Annotated in this window: 20 protein-coding genes and 1 riboswitch; of the genes, 5 read left to right on the top strand and 15 right to left on the bottom strand. The window is 64.9% G+C overall.

Features of this window, described 5'->3' with window-relative positions; genetic code table 11:
* Window positions 1-13: 13 nt before the first annotated feature.
* Together ACZ5YV_RS00530 and rsmI are read right to left on the bottom strand one after the other, a co-directional pair.
* Window positions 14-367, bottom strand: coding sequence for a YraN family protein (locus tag ACZ5YV_RS00530; RefSeq protein WP_464788115.1), 354 nt, complete (start codon window positions 365-367; stop codon window positions 14-16).
* Entirely contained in the window at window positions 364-1,206 is an 843-nt protein-coding gene (gene rsmI, locus ACZ5YV_RS00525) for a 16S rRNA (cytidine(1402)-2'-O)-methyltransferase (protein ID WP_464788114.1), read from the bottom strand. Before rsmI ends, ACZ5YV_RS00530 begins: the two co-directional genes overlap by 4 nt.
* A gap of 11 nt (window positions 1,207-1,217) precedes the next feature.
* Here rsmI and ACZ5YV_RS00520 point away from each other — a divergent pair, with 11 nt between their 5' ends.
* Complete coding sequence (locus ACZ5YV_RS00520; protein ID WP_464788113.1) at window positions 1,218-2,420, top strand: penicillin-binding protein activator; 1,203 nt, start codon at window positions 1,218-1,220, stop codon at window positions 2,418-2,420.
* A gap of 98 nt (window positions 2,421-2,518) precedes the next feature.
* Here ACZ5YV_RS00520 and ACZ5YV_RS00515 read toward each other — a convergent pair whose 3' ends face one another.
* Window positions 2,519-3,298: an ABC transporter ATP-binding protein gene (locus tag ACZ5YV_RS00515; RefSeq protein WP_464788112.1), complete on the bottom strand. Its 780-nt coding sequence runs from the start codon at window positions 3,296-3,298 to the stop codon at window positions 2,519-2,521.
* Entirely contained in the window at window positions 3,292-4,287 is a 996-nt protein-coding gene (locus ACZ5YV_RS00510; protein WP_464788111.1) for a FecCD family ABC transporter permease, read from the bottom strand. The genes ACZ5YV_RS00515 and ACZ5YV_RS00510 overlap by 7 nt, the downstream gene beginning before the upstream one ends.
* 149 nt (window positions 4,288-4,436) lie before the next feature.
* On the opposite strand from ACZ5YV_RS00510, the gene ACZ5YV_RS00505 reads away from it, so the two are divergent.
* Window positions 4,437-5,246 (top strand): ABC transporter substrate-binding protein, encoded by an 810-nt coding sequence (locus ACZ5YV_RS00505; protein WP_464788110.1) that lies wholly within the window; start codon window positions 4,437-4,439, stop codon window positions 5,244-5,246.
* 36 nt (window positions 5,247-5,282) lie between these two features.
* Here the strand turns inward: ACZ5YV_RS00505 and ACZ5YV_RS00500 are convergent, their stop codons facing one another.
* On the bottom strand, window positions 5,283-7,154 hold the full coding sequence (locus ACZ5YV_RS00500) for a TonB-dependent receptor plug domain-containing protein (protein WP_464789113.1): 1,872 nt from the start codon (window positions 7,152-7,154) through the stop codon (window positions 5,283-5,285).
* A 170-nt stretch (window positions 7,155-7,324) separates the two neighbouring features.
* Window positions 7,325-7,597: riboswitch (cobalamin riboswitch) on the bottom strand.
* Window positions 7,598-7,616: 19 nt separating this feature from the next.
* Between ACZ5YV_RS00500 and mobA the strand changes: the two genes are divergently transcribed.
* Entirely contained in the window at window positions 7,617-8,150 is a 534-nt protein-coding gene (gene mobA / locus ACZ5YV_RS00495) for a molybdenum cofactor guanylyltransferase (RefSeq protein ID WP_464788109.1), read from the top strand.
* A 149-nt stretch (window positions 8,151-8,299) separates the two neighbouring features.
* Window positions 8,300-9,057 (top strand): IS5 family transposase gene (locus ACZ5YV_RS00490; protein WP_464788108.1). Its coding sequence is split into 2 segments (ribosomal slippage): window positions 8,300-8,633 and window positions 8,633-9,057, totalling 759 coding nucleotides; the frame shifts between segments, so codons are not numbered across the junction.
* Window positions 9,058-9,192: 135 nt separating this feature from the next.
* Here ACZ5YV_RS00490 and cobA read toward each other — a convergent pair.
* The 7 genes from cobA to ACZ5YV_RS00455 all read right to left on the bottom strand — a co-directional run bounded on the left by cobA (window position 9,193) and on the right by ACZ5YV_RS00455 (window position 19,261).
* Entirely contained in the window at window positions 9,193-9,975 is a 783-nt protein-coding gene (gene cobA / locus ACZ5YV_RS00485; RefSeq protein ID WP_464788107.1) for a uroporphyrinogen-III C-methyltransferase, read from the bottom strand.
* Window positions 9,962-12,574 (bottom strand): molybdopterin-dependent oxidoreductase, encoded by a 2,613-nt coding sequence (locus ACZ5YV_RS00480; protein ID WP_464788106.1) that lies wholly within the window; start codon window positions 12,572-12,574, stop codon window positions 9,962-9,964. Before ACZ5YV_RS00480 ends, cobA begins: the two co-directional genes overlap by 14 nt.
* Before the next feature lie 231 nt (window positions 12,575-12,805).
* Window positions 12,806-13,141 (bottom strand): nitrite reductase small subunit NirD, encoded by a 336-nt coding sequence (nirD, locus tag ACZ5YV_RS00475; RefSeq protein ID WP_464788105.1) that lies wholly within the window; start codon window positions 13,139-13,141, stop codon window positions 12,806-12,808.
* Window positions 13,142-13,146: 5 nt separating this feature from the next.
* Window positions 13,147-15,654 (bottom strand): nitrite reductase large subunit NirB, encoded by a 2,508-nt coding sequence (nirB, locus tag ACZ5YV_RS00470; RefSeq protein WP_464788104.1) that lies wholly within the window; start codon window positions 15,652-15,654, stop codon window positions 13,147-13,149.
* Window positions 15,655-15,944: 290 nt separating this feature from the next.
* The gene (locus ACZ5YV_RS00465; RefSeq protein WP_464788103.1) at window positions 15,945-17,186 is read right to left on the bottom strand and encodes a nitrate/nitrite transporter; all 1,242 of its coding nucleotides are present in this window, start codon (window positions 17,184-17,186) and stop codon (window positions 15,945-15,947) included.
* Between the two features lie 294 nt (window positions 17,187-17,480).
* Window positions 17,481-18,683: a CmpA/NrtA family ABC transporter substrate-binding protein gene (locus ACZ5YV_RS00460; RefSeq protein WP_464788102.1), complete on the bottom strand. Its 1,203-nt coding sequence runs from the start codon at window positions 18,681-18,683 to the stop codon at window positions 17,481-17,483.
* Window positions 18,680-19,261 (bottom strand): ANTAR domain-containing response regulator, encoded by a 582-nt coding sequence (locus ACZ5YV_RS00455; protein WP_196225292.1) that lies wholly within the window; start codon window positions 19,259-19,261, stop codon window positions 18,680-18,682. The genes ACZ5YV_RS00460 and ACZ5YV_RS00455 overlap by 4 nt, the downstream gene beginning before the upstream one ends.
* 187 nt (window positions 19,262-19,448) lie before the next feature.
* On the opposite strand from ACZ5YV_RS00455, the gene ACZ5YV_RS00450 reads away from it, so the two are divergent.
* Window positions 19,449-21,026, top strand: a complete 1,578-nt coding sequence (locus ACZ5YV_RS00450; protein WP_464788101.1) for an ABC-F family ATP-binding cassette domain-containing protein — start codon at window positions 19,449-19,451, stop codon at window positions 21,024-21,026.
* On the opposite strand, the gene ACZ5YV_RS00445 is transcribed toward ACZ5YV_RS00450, so the two are convergent.
* From ACZ5YV_RS00445 to ACZ5YV_RS00435, 3 genes are read right to left on the bottom strand one after another with little or no spacing between them, the layout of a single operon-like run.
* The gene (locus tag ACZ5YV_RS00445; protein ID WP_464789239.1) at window positions 21,023-22,519 is read right to left on the bottom strand and encodes a DHA2 family efflux MFS transporter permease subunit; all 1,497 of its coding nucleotides are present in this window, start codon (window positions 22,517-22,519) and stop codon (window positions 21,023-21,025) included. The two genes, ACZ5YV_RS00450 and ACZ5YV_RS00445, sit on opposite strands and share 4 nt — an antisense overlap.
* A 38-nt stretch (window positions 22,520-22,557) precedes the next feature.
* Window positions 22,558-23,706 carry an EmrA/EmrK family multidrug efflux transporter periplasmic adaptor subunit gene (locus tag ACZ5YV_RS00440; RefSeq protein WP_464788100.1) on the bottom strand — a complete coding sequence of 383 codons (1,149 nt, stop codon included), beginning with the start codon at window positions 23,704-23,706 and terminating at the stop codon, window positions 22,558-22,560.
* Window positions 23,699-25,225, bottom strand: a complete 1,527-nt coding sequence (locus ACZ5YV_RS00435; RefSeq protein WP_464788099.1) for an efflux transporter outer membrane subunit — start codon at window positions 25,223-25,225, stop codon at window positions 23,699-23,701. Before ACZ5YV_RS00435 ends, ACZ5YV_RS00440 begins: the two co-directional genes overlap by 8 nt.
* Between the last annotated feature and the right edge of the window lie 12 nt (window positions 25,226-25,237).

Genomic DNA, 25,237 nt, shown 5'->3' with positions numbered 1-25,237 from the left:
GGGGATGAAAGGATCAGCCCCCATGCCAGACATTCGCCAGATGGCGCGGCGGGCGGCCCGGCGCAAGGAGGATCACGTCGATCCGCATGTCATCGCCGGGTTTAGCGAGGTCGTAGAAGAGCATTTCGGCGGCGGACGCGACGCGCGAGAGGCGGCGTTCATCGATGGCGAGGTCGAGTTCTGCGGCAGTGGCGCGGGCCTTCACCTCGACAAAAGCGAGCATCGCGCCGCGCCTTGCGACAAGGTCCACCTCGCCCGCAGGCGTGCGCAGGCGACGGCCGACAATCTGCCAGCCCTTGAGCCGCAGCCACCATGCGGCGATGCGTTCGGCCTGCCGCCCGCGTTTCTCGGCCTGTTGGCGCCTCACCCTTTGAGTTCTAGCGCGCGATCGTACAGCGCACGGCGGTCCAGGCCGAGTTTCTTGGCCACTTCTCCGGCGGCTTTGGAGACGGGGAGCCGTTCCATGGCCTCTATCAGGGCGGCGTCGGCGTCCTCGGCGCTGGCGGGGGGCGCTTCGCCGGGCGGGCCGACGATGACGACGATCTCTCCCTTGGGCGGGGCGTCGGCATAGCGGGCGGACAGTTCGGTGAGCGTGCCGGTGCGGGTTTCCTCGAAGGTCTTGCTGATTTCTCGGCTCACGGCGGCTTCACGATCGCCCAGCCCTTCGGCCATGGCGGCGAGGCTTTCGGAGAGGCGCGGGCCGCTTTCGTAGAAGATGAGGGTGGCGCGCAGGGCGGCGACTTCGGCGAGGGTATCGGCGCGCGCCTTTTGCTTCACCGGGAGAAAGCCCATGAAGAGGAAGCGGTCGGTGGGCAGGCCCGACAGGGTGAGCGCGGCGATGGCGGCGCTGGGGCCGGGCAAGGTCGTGATGTTGCGCCCTGCCGCGCGGGCATCGCGGACGAGCTTGTAGCCCGGATCGGAGATAAGCGGGGTTCCGGCGTCGGAAAGGAGCGCCACCGATTCGCTCGCCATCCGCTCGATCAGGCGGGCGCGAACCCCTTCGGCGCTATGGTCGTGATAGGGGACCATGGGACGATCCGAGCCCGCATAACGCAGCAAACGTGCGCTCACCCGTGTATCTTCCACGGCGATTACATCGGCCAGCCGCAGGACATCGGCCGCGCGCGGGCTAAGGTCTCCGAGGTTGCCGATCGGCCCCGCAACGATGTAAAGCCCGGGCTCCAGCCCAGAAGTTGTAGTTTCCATAAGGACGCCAGATGACAGAGACGGATGCCCTCCGGCAAGCGAACATGTTCGCGGCAATGAAGCGCGGTGCGCGTATTTTGTTCGCCGCCAGCGCGTTGCTGCTCGCCGCCTGTCAATCGATCGTGCCGCGTGGGCCGGGTCCGGTGCGGCCGACGGAGCCTGTGCCGAGCGGCCCCGATGTGACGCAGGGCCTGCCCACGGACACGCTGCGCCACCGCGTCGCGCTGCTGGTGCCGATGAGCGGACCCAATGCGGGCGTTGGACAATCCATCGCGAACGCGACCACGCTGGCGCTGCTGGATACCAAGGCCGACAAGGTGCGCATCACCACCTATGACACCAGCATGGGCGCGGCTGCGGCGGCGAACAAGGCGCTGGCGGAGGGCAATCGCCTGATCCTGGGGCCGCTGCTGGCCGAGGATGCGCGGGTGGTCGGGCCTATCGCGGCTCGGGCGAACGTGCCGGTGATCAGCTTTTCCAACGATGTGAGCGTGGCCGGGAACGGCGTCTACATCATGGGATACAACCCCAACCAGTCGATCGAGCGCGTCGTCGAGTTCGCCAAGGGCAAGGGGCTGTCGAAGTTCGCGGCGCTGGTCCCCAAGGGCGTCTATGGCGAGCGGTCGGGCACATCGCTGCTGCGCGCGGTCGAGGGTGCGGGCGGGACGGTCGTGTCCATGCAGACGTTCGACCGGTCACCCACTTCGATGACGGCGGCGGTCAAGAAATTGCAGGCATCGTCCAGCTATGACGCGCTGCTGATCGCCGACAGCGGGCGCGTGGCGATGCAACTCGCCCCGATCGTGCGGAAGAATGGCGGCGCGACCGCGCGCCTGCTGGGCACGGAGCTGTGGAATACGGATCGCGGGTTGGCGTCCACTCCGGCTTTGCGGGGGGCGTGGTTCGCCAGTGTGTCGGACGGACTCTATGGCCAGTTAGCGGGGAAGTATCGGGCGCGTTATGGCAGCGCGCCGTTCCGGTTGTCGGCGCTGGGATATGACGCGGTGCTGCTGACCGTGCGGATAGCGCGGGACTGGAAACCGGGGACGGTGTTCCCTGCGGCAAGGCTGCGCGATTCGGGGGGCTTTTCGGGGATTGATGGCGCGTTCCGGTTCGGGCGTGGCGGGATTGCCGAGCGGGCGCTGGAAGTTTCGGAGGTTGGTGCGGGCACCTATACGGTGGTGGCGGCTGCGCCCAAGGCTTTTGGGGAGTGATATAACCTCCGTTCGCCCTGAGCTTGTCGAAGGGCTCTTCTTTCTTCAAGAAAAGTAAGGGGCTTCGACAAGCTCAGCCCGAACGGATGTGGTGGTGATTAGCTTTTGATCCGTCCCGTGGGCAGGATCAGCGGCCATTCGCCGTCGGGCTCGATGCAGGCGGAGATGCCGTAGACTTGGGCAAGGCTCTGTTCGGTGAGCACCTCCATGGGCTTGCCGTCGGCGACGAGGCGGCCCCTGTCCATCAACAACAAACGGTCGCAATAACGAGCCGCCATTCCGAGGTCGTGCAACACCGTAACGACCAGCGAACCGGTGCGGGATTCGGCCTTGAGCAGGTCCATGACATCCAGTTGATGACCGGGGTCGAGAGCCGCGAGGGGTTCGTCGGCGATCAGGGCTGGCGCGCCAACCGCGAGCGCTCGGGCGAGGAGAACCCGGGCGCGCTCGCCGCCTGATAGTTCGGTGGCGATCCGGCCTTTCAGATGCAGAACATCGGCGCGGGCGAGCGCGGCATCGACCGCCGCTTCGTCCTCGGGTGACAGGCGGGAGAGCGGGCCAAGATGCGGCATGCGCCCGAGCGCCACAAGGCGTTCGACGAGCAAGGGCCAGTGCAGCGTCTGGCCCTGCGGCAGATAGGCGACGCGGCGCGCTATGTCCTTGCGGCTGAGGCTGGTGATCGGGCTGCCGTCGATCCAGACTTCGCCGCTTTCCGCGCGGACGAGGCCAAGCAACGCGCGGATCAGGGTCGATTTGCCCGCGCCATTGGGGCCGATGATGCCGACCAGTTGCCCCGGCTCCAGCACCGTGGTGACGCCGGTCACGGCGGGATGGCGGCCGAGGCGGACGGACAAGCCTTCAGTCCGGAGGGTCACCATAGCCGCCGCTCCCGCATGAGGTGGACGAGGAAGACGGGGACGCCGAGCAATGCGGTCAGGACGCCCAGCTTCAACTCGCTGCTGGTGGGGATGAGGCGCACGCCGATGTCCGCGAGCGTCAGCAGCGCCGCGCCGCCGAGCAGCGAGGGGAGCAGGATGGCCGAAGGGGAGCGATCCGTCAGCGGGCGGACCAGATGCGGCACGATGAGGCCGACGAAACCGATCGCGCCCGATACCGCCACCGCTCCGCCGACGCCGATCGCGACGCCCAGCATCATGCGCAGCCGCGCCTTTCGCAGATCCACGCCCAGAGCCTGCGCGCCCTCCTCCCCCAAGGTCAGCGCATCCAGGCTGCGCGCATCAGCGATCAGCAGCGCTGAGCCGAGGATGACGCAGGGCAGCGCGATCCAGACATGGGCGTAGCTGCGGTTCTCGAGGCTGCCCATCAGCCAGCTCATGATCTCCATCGCGGCGAAGGGATTGGGCGACAGGTTGAGGGACAGGCTGATCCCTGCACCGGCCAGCGTCGCGACGGCTATGCCTGCAAGGATCAGGGTGAGTGGGCTTTCCGATGGGCCTGCGAGGAGGAACAGCGCGGCGATGGCGATGAGGCTGGTGGTGATGGCGAGAGCGGGGAGGATGAGCGGGTGAAGCTGTGCCAGGCCGAAATATAGGGCGCAGACGGCTCCGAGAGCGGCCGCGTTGGAGGCGCCGAGGACCGAGGGTTCGGCGAGCGGGTTGCGGAGATAGCCCTGAAGCGCGGCTCCCGCGAGGCCGAGCATCGCGCCGACGATCAGGCCGAGCAGCATGCGCGGCAGGCGCAGGTCGATGAGGATAGCGCGAGCCACCTCGTCACCGCCGCCGGTGAGGACGGCTAGGATGCGGGCGGGCGAGAGTGAGACGGCCCCCAGCGTGAGGGAGCCGAGCGCCGCAGCCAAGGTTAGGCCGATCAGAAACGGCAACAGCAGGGGATGGCGTCGAGCGCTCATGGCTTGCGCCCTCCGAAACCGCTGTTAGGAATCGTAGTGCTCCTGCGAAGGCAGGAGCCCAGTTCCTGCGTCTGAGCTGGGCTCTCACGAGCCACTCGTCTCGTTCGAGTGCCTTCGCAGGAGCACGGCAAGTTGCAGAGGCAGGATTGATGCGCAGAAAGATCATCGCGGCGCTTTGTGCGCTCAGCCTGACCGGCGCTGCCCCCGCGCCGCCCAAGCGTATCGTGTCGCTCAACACCTGTTCCGACCAATATGTGCTGGCGCTCGCCGATCCGGGACAGATCGCGGCCTTGAGCCCCTATGGGCATGATCCGGAACTGTCGGCGGCGGTCGCCAAGGCGCGGCGTTTCCCGGTGCTGACACGCCCGGCCGAAGAGGTATTGGCGCTGCGTCCCGATTTGGTGATCGGCTTTCCCGATGGCGCTGGCGGCGTTGTTGGCGCGCCGGATGGGCGATGGCGCAAGCTGGGGCTGGCGAGCGCGGACAGTTTCGCGGCGATCCGCACCCAGATCCGGCAGGTGGCAGCCATTGTCGGCCATCCCGCGCGAGGCGAGGCGATGATCGCGGGCATGGAGCGCGACCTTGCCGCCCTGCCCCGGTCCCGGCGCGGCGGCGTTGCGGCCTATTATCAGCGGCGCGGCTATATGACCGGGACCGGCACTTTGTTCGATGAGTTGATCCGGCGCGCAGGCCTCACCAATCTGGCGGCGAAGCTGGGCAAACCGGCGCTGGCGCAGGTGCCGCTGGAGGAAATGATCGCCGCCCGGCCCGACTATCTGATCGTGGAAGAAGGTAGCGAAAAGGTCGTCGATCAGGGGACGGAGATGCTGCACCACCCGGTGCTGCGATCCATCCTGCGCATCCGCGTGCCGCAAGCCTGGACGGTGTGCGGCGGTCCTGCTTATGTGCAGGCCGCGCGCAGCATCGTGACGCAGGCGGATGCTGCGGGCAGGCGTTGAGGGGCGAAGCGTCACGCCCGCCCCTCTTTCCCGTCATCAGAAGCGGACACGTGCGCCGGCATAGGCCGACCGGCCGTAGGTGTTGTAACCATAGACCGTCGCGTATTCCTCATCGGTCAGATTGTCGATGCGGCCGTAGATTTCGAGATGTTCATTGATGGGCAGCGAAGCGCGAATGTCGAGCCGGGCATAGCCATCCAGACGCTGGGTGTTGGCGAAATCGTTAAAGCTGTCGCCGACCATGGTGAGCGTCGCGCCGGTCGATAGGCCGAACGCCCATTCATAGTCAGCCGAGACGCTGACCGCATCCTTGGCGCGACGGGGGAGACGCTTGCCTTCGTTGAGGCCGCCTTCGGAGCGATCGATCGCGTCGATATAGCTATAGGCGGCAGTGACGGTAAGCGCATCGACGGGCTTCAGCGTGACGGCGGCTTCCACGCCCCTCGCACGCGTGCGCGTAAGATTGACGTAGCGGCCAAACGGCGGGGCGAAGCCGTCGAAATAGATCTGGTCGCGGGTATCGCGGCGGAACGCGGTGACAGAGATCATCGCCCGGCCACCATCCAGATTCTGGTCGAAGCCCACATCATAGCTTTTCGACCGTTCAGGCTTCAGATCGACATTGCCATAGGTGCCGTCGTAGATCTGGTAGAGGGAGGGTGCCCGGAAGCCTTCGCCATAGCTGGCACGGATGTTGGTACGGCCTTCATTGGGCGTGTAGTTTGCGTTTGCGCCCAGCGTCGTCTCGCCGCCGAACTGGCTGTGATCGTCATGGCGCACGCCGCCGGTCAGCGACAGCCCCGAAAGCGGCTTCACCACGGCCAGGGCATAGACGCTGTCGATGTTGACCTTGGCCGCGCTGACGACCTTGTCGCCTGTGAAGAAGTCGTAATAGAAGGAATCATAGTCCGGGCGTTCATGCTCGTAGCCCAAAATCAGCTTGGCCTGATCCACCGGCTGATAGACACCTTCATATTCGAAGCGCAGATTGGTGCCCGAATAGCCATAGTCCGGCGCGGTGGAGCTGGGCGCGAAGAAATAATCGCGATCGTTGCGGAACCAGGTAACGGCCGCACGTTGCGTCAGCTTGCCATCGAATGACGCAAGGTTGATCCCAGCATAGCCGACATATTGATCGAGCTTGCTGCTGTCCGTGGATTCCACCGGCGCGCCGAAGAAGATGTCGGTGTCGAGGTTCGCATGGATATAATAGCCGCGCAGGTCGAGGCTGAGATTGTCCGTGAACGCCAGTTTCAGCTTCGCGTGGGTGGCAATATTCTCATAGCCGTCCTTTTCCGTGCCGCCCTTGGCCGCAGAGATGCCGTCGGTGTGGAAATAGGCGACGCCAGCGCTGCCCGAGGCAATGCCCGCGCTGCCCGACACATCTGCTTTCGCATTCAGGGTGTCCGCATAGCCATAATCCACCGAGGCGGTGCCGCCAAAGCCTTCACCCGGTTCGGCTGACATAATGTTGACGACGCCGCCGATCGCCTGGCTGCCATAGACGACGGAGTTGGAACCGCGCAGCACTTCGATGCGGCGGATATTGCCGGTCAGCAGATTGCCGAAGTCATAGGCATCGCCAATGATGCTGGGGTCATTGATCTTGACGCCATCCAGCAGCACCAGCGTTTGCGTCGTTTCCGCGCCCCGGATCGAAATGCCGGTCACGCCGCCTACGGCGTCGGCCCGGTTGAAACGAATGCCCGGCGTGGTGGCGATCAGGTCCGCGACGCTGACGTTCTGGCGGGTTTCGATCGTCTTTGCATCGATGACGGTGATGGCTTGGCCGACTTCGTCGGTCGGCTGCGCAATGCCCAGTGCGGTGACGACGATTTCGTCGGCGTCTTCGGCAAGCGCTGGGGTGGCGGCGAGGAGCGCCAGCAGTGAAATTCCGGTCCTGATCATGTTCTTGTCTTCCCTGAGCGTCATGCGACATGAGCCCAGGGCATCCGCGTAAGCGGTCAATGCACGGAAGAAGGAGACGCCAGCCCCGTCCCGCGCACCGATGCGGCCCTGCGCCGCTTCGTCGCTCAGACGGAAAACACCGTGCCTGGACCGATCCCTGGACCCAAGGCAAGAGCGACCCTGCGCCGGCAGGTCTCCTGGCTCGCGGGTCGTCGCGGCGATGCACGGGCCTTCCCGGACGCGTGTCCAGTGGCTGGTCCCCCTCGCCTTCCCCTTTTGAAGGTCGCGGGTTTCCGGGTGCATCGCGCTCACCGCTTACAGTTGCAGGGGCAGCTGCGGATTTGGACGGATGAGCCGTCCGCACCACATTCCCTTTCCGGCGCGATCTTCTTTTCATGAACGGTTGCCCGCTCACGCCGCGCGCCATAGGGGAAAGTGAAGGTTCTGCCAAGGAGTGGATCGATGCGATTGCTGGGCGCGGTGCTGGCCGGAGGGCGATCCAGCCGGTTTGGGAGCGACAAGGCGCTGGCGCTGATGCCGGACGGGCGCACGCTGATCGAACATGCGGTGGCGGCGATCGCGCCCCATGTGGAGGCGGTGGTGGTCTGCGGACGGACGGTCGAGGGTATGACCAGCCTATCCGATCGGCCCGCGCCGGATATGGGACCGCTGGGTGGGCTGAACGCGGCGCTGCATCATGCGCAGAGCGAGGGCTATGACGCGGTGCTGACGACGGGGTGTGACATGCCGGTCTATCCGGCGGCGCTGGTGGAGGCGCTGGCAGGAGAAGGCGCTGCGGTGTTGAAGGGGCAGCAATTGGCGGGGTTCTGGCCTGTCGGGCTTGCAGATGAAATGGACGCGCATCTGGCTGAGGAGAATAGCCGGTCGATATTCGGCTGGCTGGAGCGGATCGGCGCGCGGATCGTGGAGCGGGCGGATATCGTCCTGCCGAATATTAATCGACCGCAGGATCTTGCCGGATTGCCAAAAAGCTAGCCACCGCGTGCTCCTGCGAAGGCAGGAGTCCAGTTCTAACGGCGCAAATGGGCTCCTGCTTTCGCAGGAGCACCTAGGCTCAGGACCTATTAAATTGCTTGCAGGGATGCAGATCGGTTGATTCAATGGCGGCGCAAGGAGGCGTTGTCATGAGTGATCTGATCTGGTTGTCGGAGGCGCAGATGCGCCGGATCGAGCCATATTTTCCGCTGTCCCACGGCGTGCCGCGGGTGGATGATCGTCGGATCATCAGCGGTATCATCTTCGTCATCAGGAACGGCTTGCGATGGCGCGATGCGCCCGCCGACTATGGTCCGCCAAAGACGATCTATAATCGTTTCATCCGGTGGAGCCGGCTCGGGGTGTTCAACAAGATCTTCTCTGCCCTTTCAGCGAAGGGCGGGAAGCCCGATCAGTTGATGATTGACGCGACGCACCTCAAGGCACACCGGACGGCGGTCAGCCTGCTCAAAAAGGGGCTGTTCCCAGACATATCGGACGCACCAAGGGCGGCCTGAACTCGAAGCTCCACGCTGTGTGCGATGGCAAGGGCAGGCCATTGGTCAGGCTGAGCGAGGGACAGATGAGCGACTATAAGGGGGCCGCCCTGATGCTCGACGCCTTGCCTCGGGCCAAAGCTCTACTCGGTGATCGAGGTTATGACGCCGACTGGTTCCGCAAGGCGCTCGCCGAACGCAACATCACCGCCTGCATCCCGTCAAAGAAAAACCGAAAGGTCACGATCCCGCACGATGCCGTGCTCTATCGCCAGCGGCACAGTATCGAGAACATGTTCGGCCGACTCAAGGATTGGCGGCGCGTACACACTCGCTACGACCGTTGCGCCCACACCTTCATGTCCGCCATCTGCATCGCAGCAACCGTCCTCTTCTGGCTCAATCAATGAGTCCTGAGCCTAGTTACATCATCAGAACAGCAAACCCACGGGCTCCACCGGTCTGAACCTGCCGATACCCCTTACCTTCCTTCCAACTAAGGCAGGTGCATCGACAGGCTCAAGGCAAAGATGTGGAGGGCAAGTTCAAACCTGTAGGGCGACGCTCGCGGCGATCTCCATAGGCATGGTCGTGCCCGCCACCGCTTCACCAATCAGAAGCAGGGTCGGATCTTCATCGCTGATCGTGGCCACCAGGAAGGCAAGCGCTGACAGCTTGCCCCTGATCAGGCGTTCGGTGGGCAGCGAGACGTTGACCGCCACCATCACGGGGGTTTCGGGATCGCGTCCGGCGGCGATCAGCTGGCGGCTGATCTCTCCGGCAGCAGCGCGGCCCATATAGATGCCGAGCGTGCCACCGGGGCGGGCGAGCGTTTCCCAGTCGAGCTTGAGCGGCTCACCAGCTCTCAGATGCGCGGTCACCAGCGTCAGGCCGCGCGCCTTGCCGCGCAGGGTGAGCGAGGCGTTGCCGCTTGCTGCCGCCGCGCTGGCGGTGGTGATGCCGGGGCAGATGCGGAAGCGGATGCCATCGGCGGCGAGATGCTCCATCTCTTCGGACGAGCGGCCAAAGACGGACGGATCGCCACCCTTAAGGCGCACGACGCGCTTGCCCGCCTTGGCAGCGGCGAGGAGCAGGTCGTTGATGCTTTCCTGATCCTTGCTGTGGCGGCCGGAGCGCTTGCCGACGCTGATGCGCTCGATGCCCTGCGGGATGAGGTCGAGGACGCCGGGTCCGACCAGTGCGTCGTAAAAGACGATGTCGGCCGCCGCCATCAGCTTTTCGGCCTTGCGGGTCAGCAGATCGGGATCGCCGGGACCTGCGCCGACCAGCCATACTTCACCGGGGGCGATAAGTTCATTCGGCTGCATGGAGCGTCTCCTGCGGGATTTGGGCGAGGATGTTGGCAAGCGCGGGGCGGCAGGACCCGCAATTGGTGCCCGCGCCGATCGCCTTGCCGATGGCGGGAACATCGACCAGGCTCTGGTCGCGGATGGCCGCGACGATCTGGTTGAGGCCGATGTCGAAGCAGACGCAGATGGTCGGGCCTTTGTCAGGCTGGCTGCCGGGGCCTCGCGCGGCGAGGACGGAAGCGCCCACCTCTTCGGCTTCGAGCTGGCCGATGAGCCAGTCGCGCGAGGGGAGCAGGCCGGTGCGGGTGACGAAGAGGACGCCTGCCAGCTTGCCATCCTTGATGATCGCAACGCGGCGGGTGCCTCGCGACATGTCGATGGCCTCGACCCGGTCGCCCTTGGGCAAGCAGGCTTCGAGGCGGGCGGGATCGCCATTGCCCGCGACTTCGTAGAGCGCGCCGCCAGGCACGGTGACCTTCGTGGCCCAGAGGCAGGGGACCTTGGCGGGCTGCTCACCGCGCAGGATGAGGAAGCCCTTCCACTCGGTCGCGACCTTTTCGATGCTGGCGGGCGTCGATTTGAAGCCCGGCTGGCCGGAATGCGGATCGACCAGCGGCCGGGGCAGCAGGCCGGTGCGGCCGCCGGTCGAGATCTGATCGGTCCAGTGGATCGGGGTGAAGATTTCGCCGACACGCTGGCCTTCGCTCAATGCCACGCGGAAGATGCTGTTGCCCTGCGCGGTCTGGACGCGAGCGAGGTCGCCATCGCAAATATCCAGCTCCCCGGCATCCTTCGGGTGGATCTCGACCAGCGGTTCCTCGCGATGACGGGCGAGCTTGGGCGAGAGGCCGGTGCGCGTCATCGTGTGCCACTGGTCGCGATAACGGCCGGTGTTGAGCGTCATCGGCCACTGCTTCAGAGGGTCCTGAAGGTCCATCTGCTTGGTGAGGACCAGCCGGGCCTTGCCATCGGCGGTCGAAAAGCGGCCATCCGCAAAGGGCTTGTCGCCACCCCAGCGGAACGGCTCCATCGCCTCATAGGCGTCGTTGCCGATGGTTGCCTGCGCGCGAAGGTTGAGCAGCCGTGCCCCATCATTCTGATAAGCGGTCAGGCGGGCATGTTCGCGCCAGATGTCGGCGGGCCGGTCATAGGCGAAGGCGTTGCGCCAGCCCATGCGGCGGGCGACTTCCTTGACGATCCACCAGTCGGGTTTGGCCTCGCCGGGCAGCGCCAGGAAGGGACGCTGGCGGCTGATGGTGCGGTCGGAGTTGGTGACGGTGCCGTCCTTCTCTCCCCAGCCAGCGGCGGGCAGGCGGACGTCGGCATGGACGCTGGTGTCCGTGTCGGCGATGATATCCGAGACGACGAGGAAGGGCACGGACTCCAGCGCCTCGCGCACGCGGTTTGCATCGGGCAGCGACACGGCGGGGTTGGTGGCCATCACCCACAGCGCCTTGATCCGCCCTTCGTTGATGGCGCGGAACAGGTCCACGGCTTTCAGGCCGGGCTTGGTCGCCATGGTCGGGGCGGCCCAGAAGCGGCCGACCCGCTCCACATTTTCAGGCGCGAAGTCCATATGGGCCGCCAGCGTCGAGGCAAGGCCGCCGACTTCGCGGCCGCCCATGGCGTTGGGCTGGCCAGTGATGGAGAAGGGCGCAGCGCCGGGCTTGCCGATGCGGCCGGTGGCGAGGTGGACGTTGATGATCGCGTTGACCTGATCGGTGCCGCGGATCGACTGGTTGATGCCCTGGCTGAACAAGGTGACGGTGCGCGGAGTGGCGGCGAACAGCTTGTAGAACTGCTCGAGCAGCGCAGGCGCGATGTCGCAGGTCTTGGCCGTGGTCCAGAGATCGTGGCCGGTGCGGATATGCTCCCAGAAGCCTTCGGGCGCATTGAGATGGTCGGCGATGAACGCAGGGTCGGTGACCCCTTCCTGATCGCACCATGCCAGCAGGCCGTTCATCAGGGCAACGTCGGTGCCGGGCTTTACGGCCAAGTGCAGGTCCGCGCCCTCGCAGGTTTCCGTGCGGCGTGGGTCGATCACGACCAGCTTGGTCCCGCGCTCCGCCCGCGCTGCCTGAATGCGCTGATACACGATCGGGTGGCACCAGGCGGTGTTGGAGCCCACCAGCACGATCAGGTCCGCTTCATCCAAGTCGCCATAGGTGGCAGGCACGATGTCCTCGCCAAAGGCCCGGTTATGCCCGGCGACCGCGCTCGACATGCAGAGGCGACTGTTGGTGTCGATGTTCGCCGTGCCGATGAAGCCCTTCATCAGCTTGTTGGCGACATAATAATCTTCGGTCAGCAGCTGGCCCGAGACGTAAAAGGCGACGCTGTCGGGGCCGTAGCGATCGACGGTATCGCGAAATTTCTTCGCGACGAGGTCCAGCGACTTGTCCCAGCTGGCGCGCTTGTTGCCGATCATGGGGTGCAGCAGGCGGCCGGTCAGCCCGACGGTTTCGCCCAGATGCGTGCCCTTGGAGCAGAGGCGGCCACCGTTCGCCGGGTGCTGCTCATCGCCCTTGATCGTGACCGACCGGGGTCCGGTCGGCGTGGCCGAGATGCCGCAACCGACGCCGCAATAGGCGCAGGTGGTGCGGATGGCCTGGTTCATGCTCTTACCTCTTATCCGGGGCTTCGCTTGTCAGGCGGAAGCGATGAGGTGCTCCTGCGAAGGCAGGAGCCCAGTCCTGCGGCCGGAACTGGGTTCCTGCCTTCGCAGGAACACGATCCGTCTCGCACAGGACATGCTCTGAATGGAATTGGGTGGAGGCGCTTGCCGCAAGGGATGGCCAACAAGACACCCCCACCCGGGTCCCCGCCTTTATGGCTGGGGACCGGAAGCTCAAGCTGCCGCCTTCAGCGCCGCCGGGCGGGCGATCAGGATGCGGCCGCCTTCCTCCTTCACGGCGATGGTCGGCGTGCAACCTTCGTCATTGCCCTGCGCCTCGCCCGTCTTCAGGGCGATGTTCCAGTTGTGGAGCGGGCAGGCGACGCTGTGGCCATGGACGATGCCCTGGCTCAGCGGGCCCTTCTTGTGCGGGCATTCATTGACCAGCGCGAAGACCTTGTCATCGCTGGTGCGGAACACGGCGATTTCCTTTTCGCCCGTGATCTGAACGGTGCGAGCGCCACGCTGGGGAATGTCGGCCAGCGTTCCGATGTCGATCCAATCGGTCATGGGTGTCACTCCGCAGCGATGGCAATGGGTTCGAGGTGCTGGTGCAATTCGCTTTCCGCACCGGCGGCGCGCTGCGCCCAGGGATCTTCCTGGCTGAAGCTTTGCGAATAGAGGAAGCGTGCGCGCAGAGCCTCGCGGCCTGCGTCGTCCTCGACGATGCGCTGCTTCACATACTCGACCCCGACGCGCTCGATCCAGGGCGCGGTGCGCTCCAGATAGCGCGCTTCCTCGCGGTAGAGCTGGGTGAAGGCGGCGCAATAGTCGAGCGCTTCCTGCTCGGTCGCGACCTTGCACAGGAAATCGGTGGCGCGGACATGGATGCCGCCGTTGCCGCCGACATGCAGTTCATAGCCCGAGTCCACGCAGACCACGCCAAAGTCCTTGATCGTCGCCTCCGCGCAGTTGCGGGGGCAGCCCGATACGGCGATCTTGAACTTGTGGGGCATCCACGATCCCCAGGTCATCCGTTCGGTCTTGACGCCAAGGCCGGTCGAATCCTGCGTGCCGAAGCGGCACCATTCGGACCCGACGCAGGTCTTCACCGTGCGCAGCGACTTGCCATAAGCGTGACCCGACACCATGCCTGCGGCATTGAGGTCGGCCCACACGGCAGGCAGATCTTCCTTCTTGATGCCGAAAATGTCGAGACGCTGGCCGCCGGTGACCTTCACCATCGGCGCATCATATTTCTCGACCACATCGGCGATCGCGCGCAGTTCCTTGGGGTTGGTCAGGCCACCCCACATGCGCGGGACGACCGAGTAGGTGCCGTCCTTCTGGATGTTCGCATGCATGCGTTCGTTGACGAAGCGGCTCTGCTGGTCATCGACATATTCACCCGGCAGCGCGCAGAGGAGGTAATAGTTGAGCGCAGGGCGGCAGGACGAACAGCCGTCCGGGGTGGACCAGTGCAGCTTCTGCATCACCTCGGGGATCGAGCGCATATTCTGCGCGACGATCTCGCGGCGGACATCGTCATGGCCGAAGCTGGTGCATTTGCACATCGTCTTGGGACCCGACTGGACGTCATCGCCCAGCACCACCGCCAGCAGGTTCTCGACCAGACCGGTGCACGAACCGCAGCTGGCCGACGCCTTGCAGGTGGCGCGCACCGCGTCGAGGCTGCATGCGCCCTTTTCGATGCAGCCGACGACCTGGCCTTTGCTGACGCCGTTGCAGCCGCAGATCTCGGCATCGTCCGAGAGCGCCGCAACGGCCGCCTTAGGGTCCAGCGCGCCTCCTCCAGAGGCGAAGGCCTGACCGAAGATCAGCAGGTCGCGGATTTCGCCGACATCTTCCTCGCGCTTCAGCAGGTCGAAATACCAGCCGCCATCCGCCGTGTCGCCATAGAGGACCGCGCCGATGACCTTGTCATCCTTGACCACGACACGCTTGTAAACGCCGCGCGATGCATCGCGCAGCACGATGTCCTCGCATCCCTCGCCGCCGGAGAAGTCACCGGCGGAGAAGACGTCCAGACCGGCGACCTTGAGCTTGGTCGAGGTGACGGAGCCCTTGTAACCCGTGTGCTGGTCGGTCAGGCCGTCCGCGAGGCTGCGGCACATGTCCCACAGCGGCGCGACAAGGCCGTAGACATTGCCGTCATGCTCGACGCACTCGCCGACTGCCAGGACATCGGGGTCGCTGGTGACCATATGGTCATCGACCTTGATGCCGCGATTGACTTCGAGGCCAGCTTCGCGCGCCAGAGCGGTCGAAGGGCGGATGCCCACCGCCATGACGACGAGGCTCGCCGGGATTTCGGTGCCGTCCTTCAGGCGGACGCCCTCCACCTTGCCTTCGCCATAGATGGCTTCGGTGTTGGCGCCGGTCAGGATGGTCTGGCCGCGCCCTTCCAGCGCGGACTTGAGCAGCCAGCCCGCCGCTTCGTCGAGCTGACGCTCCATCAGCGTGTCCATGAGGTGGATGACGGTCACCTTCATGCCGCGCAGGGTGAGGCCGTGCGCGGCTTCCAGGCCGAGCAGACCGCCGCCGATCACCACTGCCGCGCCGCCCTGATCGGCGGCCGCCAGCATGGTGTCGACATCCTTCATGTCGCGGAAGCTGATGACGCCCGGCAGGTCCTTGCCCGGAACCGGGATGATGAACGGATCGGAACCCGTCGCGATCAGCAGCTTGTCATAGCCAACAGTGCGACCCGACTGGCTCGTGACGGTCTTGGCGGTGCGGTCGATTCCCGTCACCGGATCACCCGCGATCAGTTCGATCTGATTGTCGTCATACCATTCGCGGCTGTTGATGATGATGTCATCGAAGCTCTTCTCACCAGCCAGAACCGGCGAGAGCATGATGCGATTGTAATTCACATAAGGCTCTGCGCCGAAGATGCTGACGCGATAACGCCCAGCATCCCGCGCCAGCAGTTCCTCGACCGCACGGCAACCGGCCATGCCGTTGCCAACAACCACCAGATGTTCGCGAACATCCTCCGACGGCACGAAGATTTCCTCTTCGTTGGCCGTTTCCGGTCCGGTGTTGTTCTGAAAATCCATCCCTTGACTCCAGACAATAAAAAAAAGCCGCCATCCGGACCCCTGGCTTTGAAACCAGGAGTCTGGATGGCGGCTTTGCCATCATTCACGCCTTGACGATCCGTCCGTGGATCACCGCAGCTATGTCGTTAGAGGACAACCTTGTCCTTCGCAGTGCAGCATAAATGAATCGTGATGGGGGTCAAGCGATTCCTTGGGAGAAGTTCCTGCGACCCCAAAAGCTCACGGTGCAAATGAAAGCGGCGGCTCCCCTTTCGAGTGCCGCCGCCTCCCTCTCCTATACGTCAGATTCAAATGCGCGCGGCGCTGCTCCAGGTCGTGCGCCAGCGGGCACGAACCATCGAGATGCCAAGGAACGCGACCACGGCGAGGCCCCCGAAGATCAGGAAACCGGGGGCGAAGCTGCCGGTGAACTGCTTGGCGATGCCCAGCGACGAGGCGAGATAAAAGCCCCCGATGCCGCCCGCCATGCCGACGAGGCCGGTCATGACGCCGATTTCTTCCTGGAAACGCTGCGGCACGAGTTGGAACACCGATCCGTTGCCCACGCCCAGCGCCAGCATCGCGGCGACGAAGAAACCAAGAGCCGAGAACAGCGTCGGCGCATAGGACACGCCCGCCAGCGCCAGCGCGGCGACGATATAGACCATCATCAGCACCTTGACCCCGCCGATCTTGTCTGCCAGCGCGCCGCCCATCGGACGGATCAACGACCCGGCGAACACGCAACCTGCCGTGCAATAGCCCGCGACGATCGGGGTCAGGCCGAACTGGTCGGTGAAGTAGATCGGCAGCGAGGCGGCAAGCCCGACGAAACCGCCGAAAGTTACGGCGTAGAAGCCCATCAACCACCAGGCGTCAGCGCTCTTCAGGGGACCGAAATAGTCCGTCAGCTTCTTGGGGGCAGGCGCATTGGGGGCGTTCTTCGCCATGATCATATAGGCGATGAAGACGATGGTGAGCGGGATGCAGGCAAGGCCCAGCACCGAGTTCCAGCCGAACAGCTTGGCCAGCACCGGTGCGAAGAGCGAAGCGAGCACCGTGCCCGAATTGCCCATGCCTGCCAGGCCCATGGCCTTGCCCTGATGCTCAGGCGGATACCAGCGGCTGGCCAAAGGCAGCGCGATGGCGAAGCTCGCCCCCGCAAAGCCCAGGATCACACCCAGCGCCAGCGTGCCGCCGAAGCTGTTGACGCCCATGAACCAGGCGGTGAAGAGGCCAAGGATAACAATCACCTGGCTGATCGCGCCCGCCTGCTTGCAGCCGATACGATCGACCAGCAGGCCGTTGACGACGCGGAGCAAAGCGCCCGCAAGCGTCGGAACGGCGACCATCAGGCCTTTTTCAGCAGGCGTCAGGCCCAGCGTCTTGGAAATCGACGGCGCGAGCGGGCCGAGCAGCACCCACACCATGAAGGCGAGGTCGAAATAGAGGAAAGCGGCGATCAGCGTCGGCGTGTGGCCAGCTTTCCAGAAGCTGGTTGGACCCGCTTCCCCTTCGCCTTCCGGGCGATCCCAATAAGCAGTTGCCATGATGACGTCCTTCAATCCTTGTCAATTGGACACAAAAAAAGCCGCTCTCCGGACGCCCGTTGTTGACGGGACCCGGCCAGCGGCTTTGCTGCAAATTTCGATTCGGGAGAGCGCGACCCCATCCTTGGGCGTGCTCATCCATAAACGCGCTTCGTCGCGCGACCTTTCTCTTATCTAATGATTCGCTTTATGTTGCAAGGCACAATTTTTGGGGTGTGCCGCAACCCTACGTCATGGTCATCCTGAACTTGTTTCAGGATCTATCTCTCCCCCGCGCGGGAGGGAAAGCCGCGCCTAAAAACTCGCCAGGAAATCCTCGATCCGTTCGGGGTCGAACACCCGTCCGTCGAAGAACCTGTCCGGACCCAGCGTCAGTTCGCCACGCTTGGAGCCAACCGCCAGCGGAGACGCGACGGCGCCCTCCACCTTCATGCTGGCGCCGGGGATCGGCACATTGCTTTCGGCCAGCGCGCGGCGGAAAATGTCGGGGCGGAAGACCGATCCGGCCTTCGCCGCATTTTCCGGCGTATGTTCGACCATCTTCCATCGGGCCATCTGCGAATAGAGCCAGAGCGCCTGGCTGCGCCACGGAAAGGGCGTGGCTTCGCGGGAGAAAAGCATGAAATCGGGCATGTCGATCGGCGGCATTTCCGGCCGGGCGGTGATGCGGCCCGACAGCGCACGCGCGATGAGGTCGGCGGGCTGATCGACGAAATGCGGTTGCGACAGGAGATGCGCCAGCGCTTCATGATTGGCGGGATCGTCGCACCAGGCGGCGGCGCGCGCCAGCGCACGGATGAGCGCGTCCACGGTCTGGGGATTTTCCTCCAGCCATGGCGTGCGGAAGGTCAGCACCTTTTCCACGCCGCGCTGCCAGATGCGCTCCCCGATCGCCACGGCTTCAGCAAGGCCCGCGTCCACGGCGGCGCTGCCCCATGGTTCGCCAGCGATGAAGCCGTCAATCTCGCCCGCGTGCATCGCCTCCACCGTCAGGGACGGCGGCACGACGCGCAACAGGACATCGCGGTCAGGATCGACACCCGCGCTTGCCAGCCAGTAGCGCAGCATGATGGCGTGGCTGGAAAAGCGGTGGACGATGCCAATCACCGGCTTGCGCTTCCACAACCCAATGGCGGTAGCGAAGTCATGGGCGGTGCCAAGCGGATCATTCAGGCGAGACGCGACATCGGGGTCCAGTGCCTGCGCGAACTCCCGGGCCATCACCAGCATGTTGCCGTTGACGTTGAGCTTATAGGGCGCCGACAGCGGCGCCGGTTGTTGGCTGAGGCCCAATGTCACCGCGATGGCGAGCGGCGCCAGCATGTGCGCGGCCTGTACCTGACCAAATACCAGCCGGTCGCGCAAGGTCGCCCAACTGACCGTGCGGACAAGGTCGAGGCTCAGCCCCTCTTCCTCCGCGAAGCCCTTTTCCCGCGCCACCGCAAGTACGGCGGAGTCGGTCAGCGGCAGATAGGCGATGCGCAAGGATGTCGTCATAGGCCCCCTCCCAGAAGGTCGCTGGCCGTGATCAGGGCCTGGGCGACATCCACGATTTTCTTCCCTTGATTCATCGCGCTCGACCGCAGCAGCGCATAGGCGTCCGGTTCGCTGATGCCCCGCTGGCTCATCAGGATGGACTTAGCGCGATCGATGATCTTGCGGTCGGAAAGCTGCGTTCGCGCCTCGTCCAGTTCGGTCTGGAGCCTGGCAAAGGCGTTGAAGCGGCGCACGGCCAGTTCCAGCACCGGCTTCACCCGTTCCTTGCGCAGGCCGTCGACCACATAAGCGGAAACGCCCGCGTCGATCGCCGCGCCGATCATCGATTCGTCGGACTGATCGACGAACATGGCGATCGGGCGGGCGAGCGCGCGGCTGACCGAGAGCATTTCCTCCAGCGTGTCGCGGCTGGGGCTGCCGAGGTCCATGAGAACGACGTCGGGCGCCATGCGTTCGAGCCGCGCGACGAAGCCGCCGCGCGGTGGGACGATGTGGATATCGTCATAGCCCGCCTCGCGCAGTCCTTCTTCGAGTACCGTCGCGCGCAGGCCGCTGTCATCGATGATGACGATTCGCATTTGGACCCAGCCCTTTTGGCCCTTCAGTGACCGCGATGCTGCGCCGCGTCAATCGGGACGGGACGCGCCGGTTGCCAGCGGGATAGCCCTGCTATATTAGCACAGACCCATTTCCGGAGGATCATCATCATGGACATGCAACTGATCGCACAGCCCCAACGCTTTGCTTTCAGGAAGTTTTTTGTCCATGCCTGCGATTACCCTCTCTCATATCAGCTGGTCCGCGCCTGACGGGACATCCGTCCTTTCGGACCTCAATTTTCGTTTCACTTCCGAGCGGATCGGGCTTGTCGGACGCAATGGCGTCGGCAAATCGACACTGCTTGCGCTCATTTCGGGAAGGTTAAAGCCGAGCGGCGGCAGCGTTCAACTGGACGGCACGGTGGCCGAACTGCGCCAGACGGTGCAGGTCGCGCCCGGCGAGACGATCGCCGACCTGTTCGGCGTTCGGGATGCCATGGCGCTGCTGTCCAAGGCCGAACGGGGCGATGCGGACATGGTCGAGCTGGAGGCGTGCGACTGGACGCTGCCTTCCCGGATCGAGGAAGCGCTGGCGGAGGTCGGACTGAGCGCGCAGCCCGAGGCGCTGCTTACCCAGTTGTCGGGCGGACAGCGGACGCGGGCGGCGCTTGCCGGGGCGATCTTTGCCCGGCCCGATTTCCTGCTGCTGGACGAGCCCACCAATAATCTGGATGCGGAGGGCCGGACGGCCCTGATCGCCTTGCTAGCGCGCTGGCGGGCAGGTGCGATCGTGGTCAGCCATGACCGGGCGCTGCTGGAGGAGATGGAGGCGATTGCGGAACTAACGACGCTGGGCATCAGCCGCCATGGAGGGAATTTCTCTTCATGGCAGGCGCGCAAGGCTGTCGAACTGGCCGCAGCCGAGCAGGACCTCGCCCATGCCCAGCGGCACATGAAGGAGATTGCCAAGCGGACGCAGATCGCGGCCGAACGCAAGCAACGGCGCGATGCGGCAGGCGCTCGCAAGGGCGCCAAGGGTGACATGCCGCGCATATTGATCGGCTTGCGGAAGGATCGGGCGGAGGGTTCAGGCGGCGAAGCCGCGCGGCTGGCCGAGCGCCTGCGCCGCGAGTCCAGTCAGGCGGCCGAAGCAGCGCGGCAACGGATCGAAGTGATGGAAAGCCTGACCGTCGCCCTGCCCTCCACCGGTGTTCAGCCGGGGCAGAAGATCGTCACGCTGGACCATGTCATGGCGGGCCATGATGCCAGCGAGCCGGTCCTGCGAGAGCTGTCATTGAGCGTCAATGGGCCGGAGCGGATTGCCATTACCGGCCCCAATGGCGCGGGCAAATCGACCCTGCTGCATGTGATTGCGGGCAGCCTGTATCCCCTGGCGGGGAAGGTCGAGCGGCCGGTGGCGTGCGCGCTGCTGGACCAGAAGGTCGAAATGCTCGATCCACGAGCCAGCATCGCCGATAATTTCGCCCGCTTGCATCCCAGCGCGACACATAATGAAGTGCGGGCGGCGCTGGCGCGCTTCCGCTTTCGGGCGGATCTGGCGTTGCAGCAGGCGGGTAGCCTTAGCGGCGGGCAATTGCTGCGCGCGGGGCTCGCCTGCGTGCTGGGCGGCGCCACGCTGCCGCCGCTGCTCATGCTGGACGAGCCGACCAACCATCTCGACCTCGACAGCATCGCGGCGATCGAGCAGGGCTTGCGGGGTTATGACGGCGCGCTGATCGTGGTCAGCCATGACGCGGCTTTCCTGCGCGCCATCGGCATCGACCGGGAGATATGCTTGTCTTAATGCGCCGCCGACATGTCCACCCGACCAGTCGGCTTGGGCGCGAACCAGACCAGCGCACCTGCAAGGAACAGGACCAGCGCAGCCACGAAGAAGACATGGTTCATCGACAATATAGTCGCTTGCTGATCGACAAGATTGGAGATCATCTGCGGCGTTTGTTCAGCCGATAGCCCGGAACCGGCAAGCTGCGAACCAACCCCCGGATCAAGTGCCGACACCATTTCATTGCGCGCGGTTCGCTGGCCATTGCCCCAGCCGGTCAGGACGATGGAGGTGGATATCGCGACCGCCAGCGTGCGCAGGAAGCTTTGCATGCCGGCCGCCGACGCGGTTTCTTCCGGCCGCACCGATCCCAGCGTCAGGGTGGTCAGCGGGATCATAAAGAAGGGCATGGCAAAGCCCTGCACGACCTGCGGCATGGCCAAAGTCCAAAAGTCGGCCGTGCTGGTCCAGCCCGATCGCCACATGGTGACCATGCCCATCCAGATCACCGATCCCGATATCAACAGGCGCACGTCGATCTTGCCGACCGCGCGGCCCGCAAAGGGTGCGGCCAAGATCGCGGTCATGGCCGTGAAGGCGGTGACGAACCCTGCCGAATAGGCGGGGTAGCCCATGGACATCTGAAGCCATTGCGGGATGATCACGATGCCGGCGAAATAGGCCCCGAAGCATAGCGACAATGTCAGCACGCCCGATGTGAAGCCGACATGGCGGAACACCCGCAGATCGACGATCGGATGCTCCTCCGTCAGTTCCCAGATGATGAAGACAAGAAAACCGATCCCGGCCATCACGGCCAGCGCGACGATCATCGGATCGCCGAACCAGTCATGGTCGCGGCCGGTGTCCAGCATGATCTGGAGGCAGCCGATCCAGAATATGAGCAGGGCGAGGCCGATAAAGTCGATGGGGAGCTTATGCCGTTCCGTTTCGGCCGGACGCAGCAGCACCATCGCGGCGAACACGCACACCACCGCGATCGGCAGGTTGATGAAGAAGATCCAGTGCCAGCTCCAATTGTCGCTGATATAGCCGCCGATGATCGGCCCCACCGCCGGGCCAGCGAGCGTGGTCATGGCCCACAGGCCCATCACCTTGGCCCGCTGTTCGGCGGGAAAGATGCGCATCAGCAGGGTTTGCGACATCGGCATCAGCGGGCCGCCGCACAGCCCCTGCCCGATACGGCAGGCGACGATCATGCCGAGCGTCGTCGAGAGGCCGCAGAGAAGCGAGAACAGCCCGAAACCGATCATGCCCCAGATAAACAGGCGCACCGTGCCGAACCGCTGGGCCAGCCAGCCGGTGAGCGGCACGCAGATGGCTTCGGCCACCGCATAGGAGGTGATGATCCAGGTGCCCTGGTCAGGCGAAATGCCGAGGTTTCCGGCAATGTGCGGCACCGACACGTTCGCGATCGTCAGGTCGAGCACGACCATGAAATTGCTGAGCGCCAGCACGAACCCGGCCAGCATCCGCCGCCGGGGGTCCATGAAAAATCTTTCCGCCGCCTCCGTCACCGCTTGGCTCCTCAGGCGCCCGAAAGGTCGATCTCGACCTCGGTCGAGAGGCCCACGCGGAGCGGATGCGCAGCAAGTTCCTTGGGGTCAAGCGCGATACGCACGGGCAGGCGCTGAACCACCTTGATCCAGTTGCCAGTCGCATTTTGCGCGGGGATCAGCGCCAGCGACGATCCGGTGCCGCCGGAAAAGCCGATGACCTTGCCATGGTAAACGACGTCGCCGCCATAAATGTCGGCGACGACCGTAGCGGGCATGCCGACACGTACCCGGCGAAGCTGCCGTTCCTTGAAATTCGCATCCACATAGACTTGGCTGAGCGGGACGATGCTCATGATCGGGCTGCCCTGCGCCACGCGCTGGCCGACCTGCACCTGACGGCGCGTCACTACGCCATCGATCGGCGCGCGGATGATCGAGCGCCCCAGGTCCAGGCGGGCATTTTCCAGCTTCGCCTTGGCGGCAAGCACAGCGGGGTCGGTCTCAACCGTTGAGCCGGTTACAAGGGCATCATTGGCGGCAAGCTGGCCCTCGGCCGCGCCCTGAGTCGCGCGTGCCGTCGCGACGCCCGCGCGTGCCTGTTCAAGACCAGCCCGCGCGGCGGCGAACGCCTTGCGCGCGCTGGTGACTTCCTCGCCCGACACGGCACCTTCGGGCGCCAGTGCCTCGCGCCGCTGAAGGTCGACGCGCGCCTTGTCATAGTCCGCCTGCGCGGCGGCGAGCTGCGCGCCCGCCTGCGCGATGTCGGCGCCCCGCGCCTGCACCTGAGCGGCGAGCGATGAGCTGGTCGCGGCGGTCTGGCGGAAACGGCGGCGCGCTTCGGCAAGGTCAGCCTCCGCCTGCGCGACGGCGATACGGGCGTTGGTGGGGTCCAGCCGCACCAATATGTCGCCCCGCTTCACCGCCTGCGTGTCGGTCACCCTCACCTCGATGGCCTGAGCGGAAATGAGCGGCGTCACCTGCGCGATCTCGGCATTCACATAGGCATTGTCGGTGCCGACATGATTGCGGCCCACGAGCAGATACCAGAGAGCGTAGACCGCGCCGATCACGAACACGGCAAGGGCGAGGCGGACCAGCCACTTCTTGCGCTGCTCCATCCGTGCGCTCTTGTCGGCGCTGCCGGTATCGGCGGTGAATTCGGGGGCTGCATCAGCCATTGGGCAGGTCCTTGGACGATGTGCCGCTGGCAGCGAAGCCGCCGCCGAGCGCGCGAATGAGGGCAATGTCAGTGGAAAAGGTCAGCGCTTCAAGCTCCGCGACGGATTGGCGGGCGGAAAGCAGCTGATCCTCGACATTCAGCACGTCGAGGAAGGTGAAAAGGCCCCCCCGGTAGCGCTTCTGCGCTATGGCATAGGCTTCTTCCGACGCGGCGAGCGCGGCACGGGCCTCCGTCAGCCGCTGACCCAATATCCTGCGGCCGGTGACGGCATCGGCCACGTCGCGATAGGCGCCAAGGACGGTCTTGTCATAATTGGCGACGGCTTCATCGAAGGTCGCCCGCGCGCCACGATAGCGGCCACGCAGTTCCCCGCCATGAAAGATCGGCAAGCTGATCGCAGGCCCGACATTGCCGAACAGCGAATCCTTGCTGAACAAGGTGTCGAGAAAAGAGCGCGGACCCGAGGTCGAGGGATCGAGGAAGGATGTGTTGTAGCCAAGCGACTGCACCCCGACGAGGGCGCTGAGGCTGATGGCGGGGAAGAAGTCGGCGCGGGCAACCTTGATGCGCTTGGCAGCGGCTTCCGTCCGGGCGAGCGCGGCGGCGACATCGGGGCGACGTGCCACCAGGTTGGTGGTGACATCGGCGGGCAGGCCCAAATCCGTGACCTTGCCCAAATGCGGCTGCGTGATGGCGAGGCCGCGATCAGGGCCTGCGCCGATCAGCGCGGCGATCTGATGCCGCCGGACGGCGATGGATTGGTCGATGCCGGCCAGCACGGCGCGGGCGGCGGACACGGTCGCATCGGCTTGCCGCACGCTACCCCGCGTTTCCAGCCCGTTGCGCTGCCGCTCCGTCACCAGTTTCTGGCTGGCGGATCGGATGTCGAGCGCGCGCTGCTGGATCGCCCGTTGGTCGAACAGGCGAGCAAGGTCGGCATAGGCATCGGCGACGCCCGTCGTCAGCATCAAACGCGCCTGCTGCGCATCGATGTTGGCAGCCTCCGCCTCCGATGTGGCGGCCGCCAGCGCGGCCCGGTTCCGGCCCCACAGATCAAGGTCGAAATTCAGGTTAAGCGCCGCTTTCCCCGTACCCAACCAGCCCTTGGGAACAAAGTCCTTCGGGAAGCCCATATTATAGCTCTGCTTCGTCGCGGCGGCCGATCCGGTAAAGTCAACGGACGGCAAAAGCGGGGCTCCTGCCTGCTGCGCGGCGGCGGATGCCTGGCGAAAGCGGGCGGAAGCCGCCGCGATGTCCGGAGAGGCGGCAAGCCCCTCCTCCATCAACGCATCAAGTTGCGAGTCGCCATAGCTTTTCCACCATCCATCGGACGGCCATAGCGCGTCGCCCTGCCCCAGCGTTTGCGAGGCGGCGATGCTGGAGGCTGTCCGGGGCGCGGGCGCCTTACCGAGATCAGGCACCGCCGCGCAGGCGGAAAGCGCCAATATCGCGACCGGCAAAAGCCCGGCGTGCGCGAAATTAATGAGACGATGCAGGGACATAAGAAACCGTACCATGTGGTATGAAAA

The organism is Sphingobium sp. TomTYG46, assembly GCF_055396345.1.
Note: the sequence above shows the minus strand (reverse complement) of the source record. Positions and strands in the feature narration are given on the sequence as shown.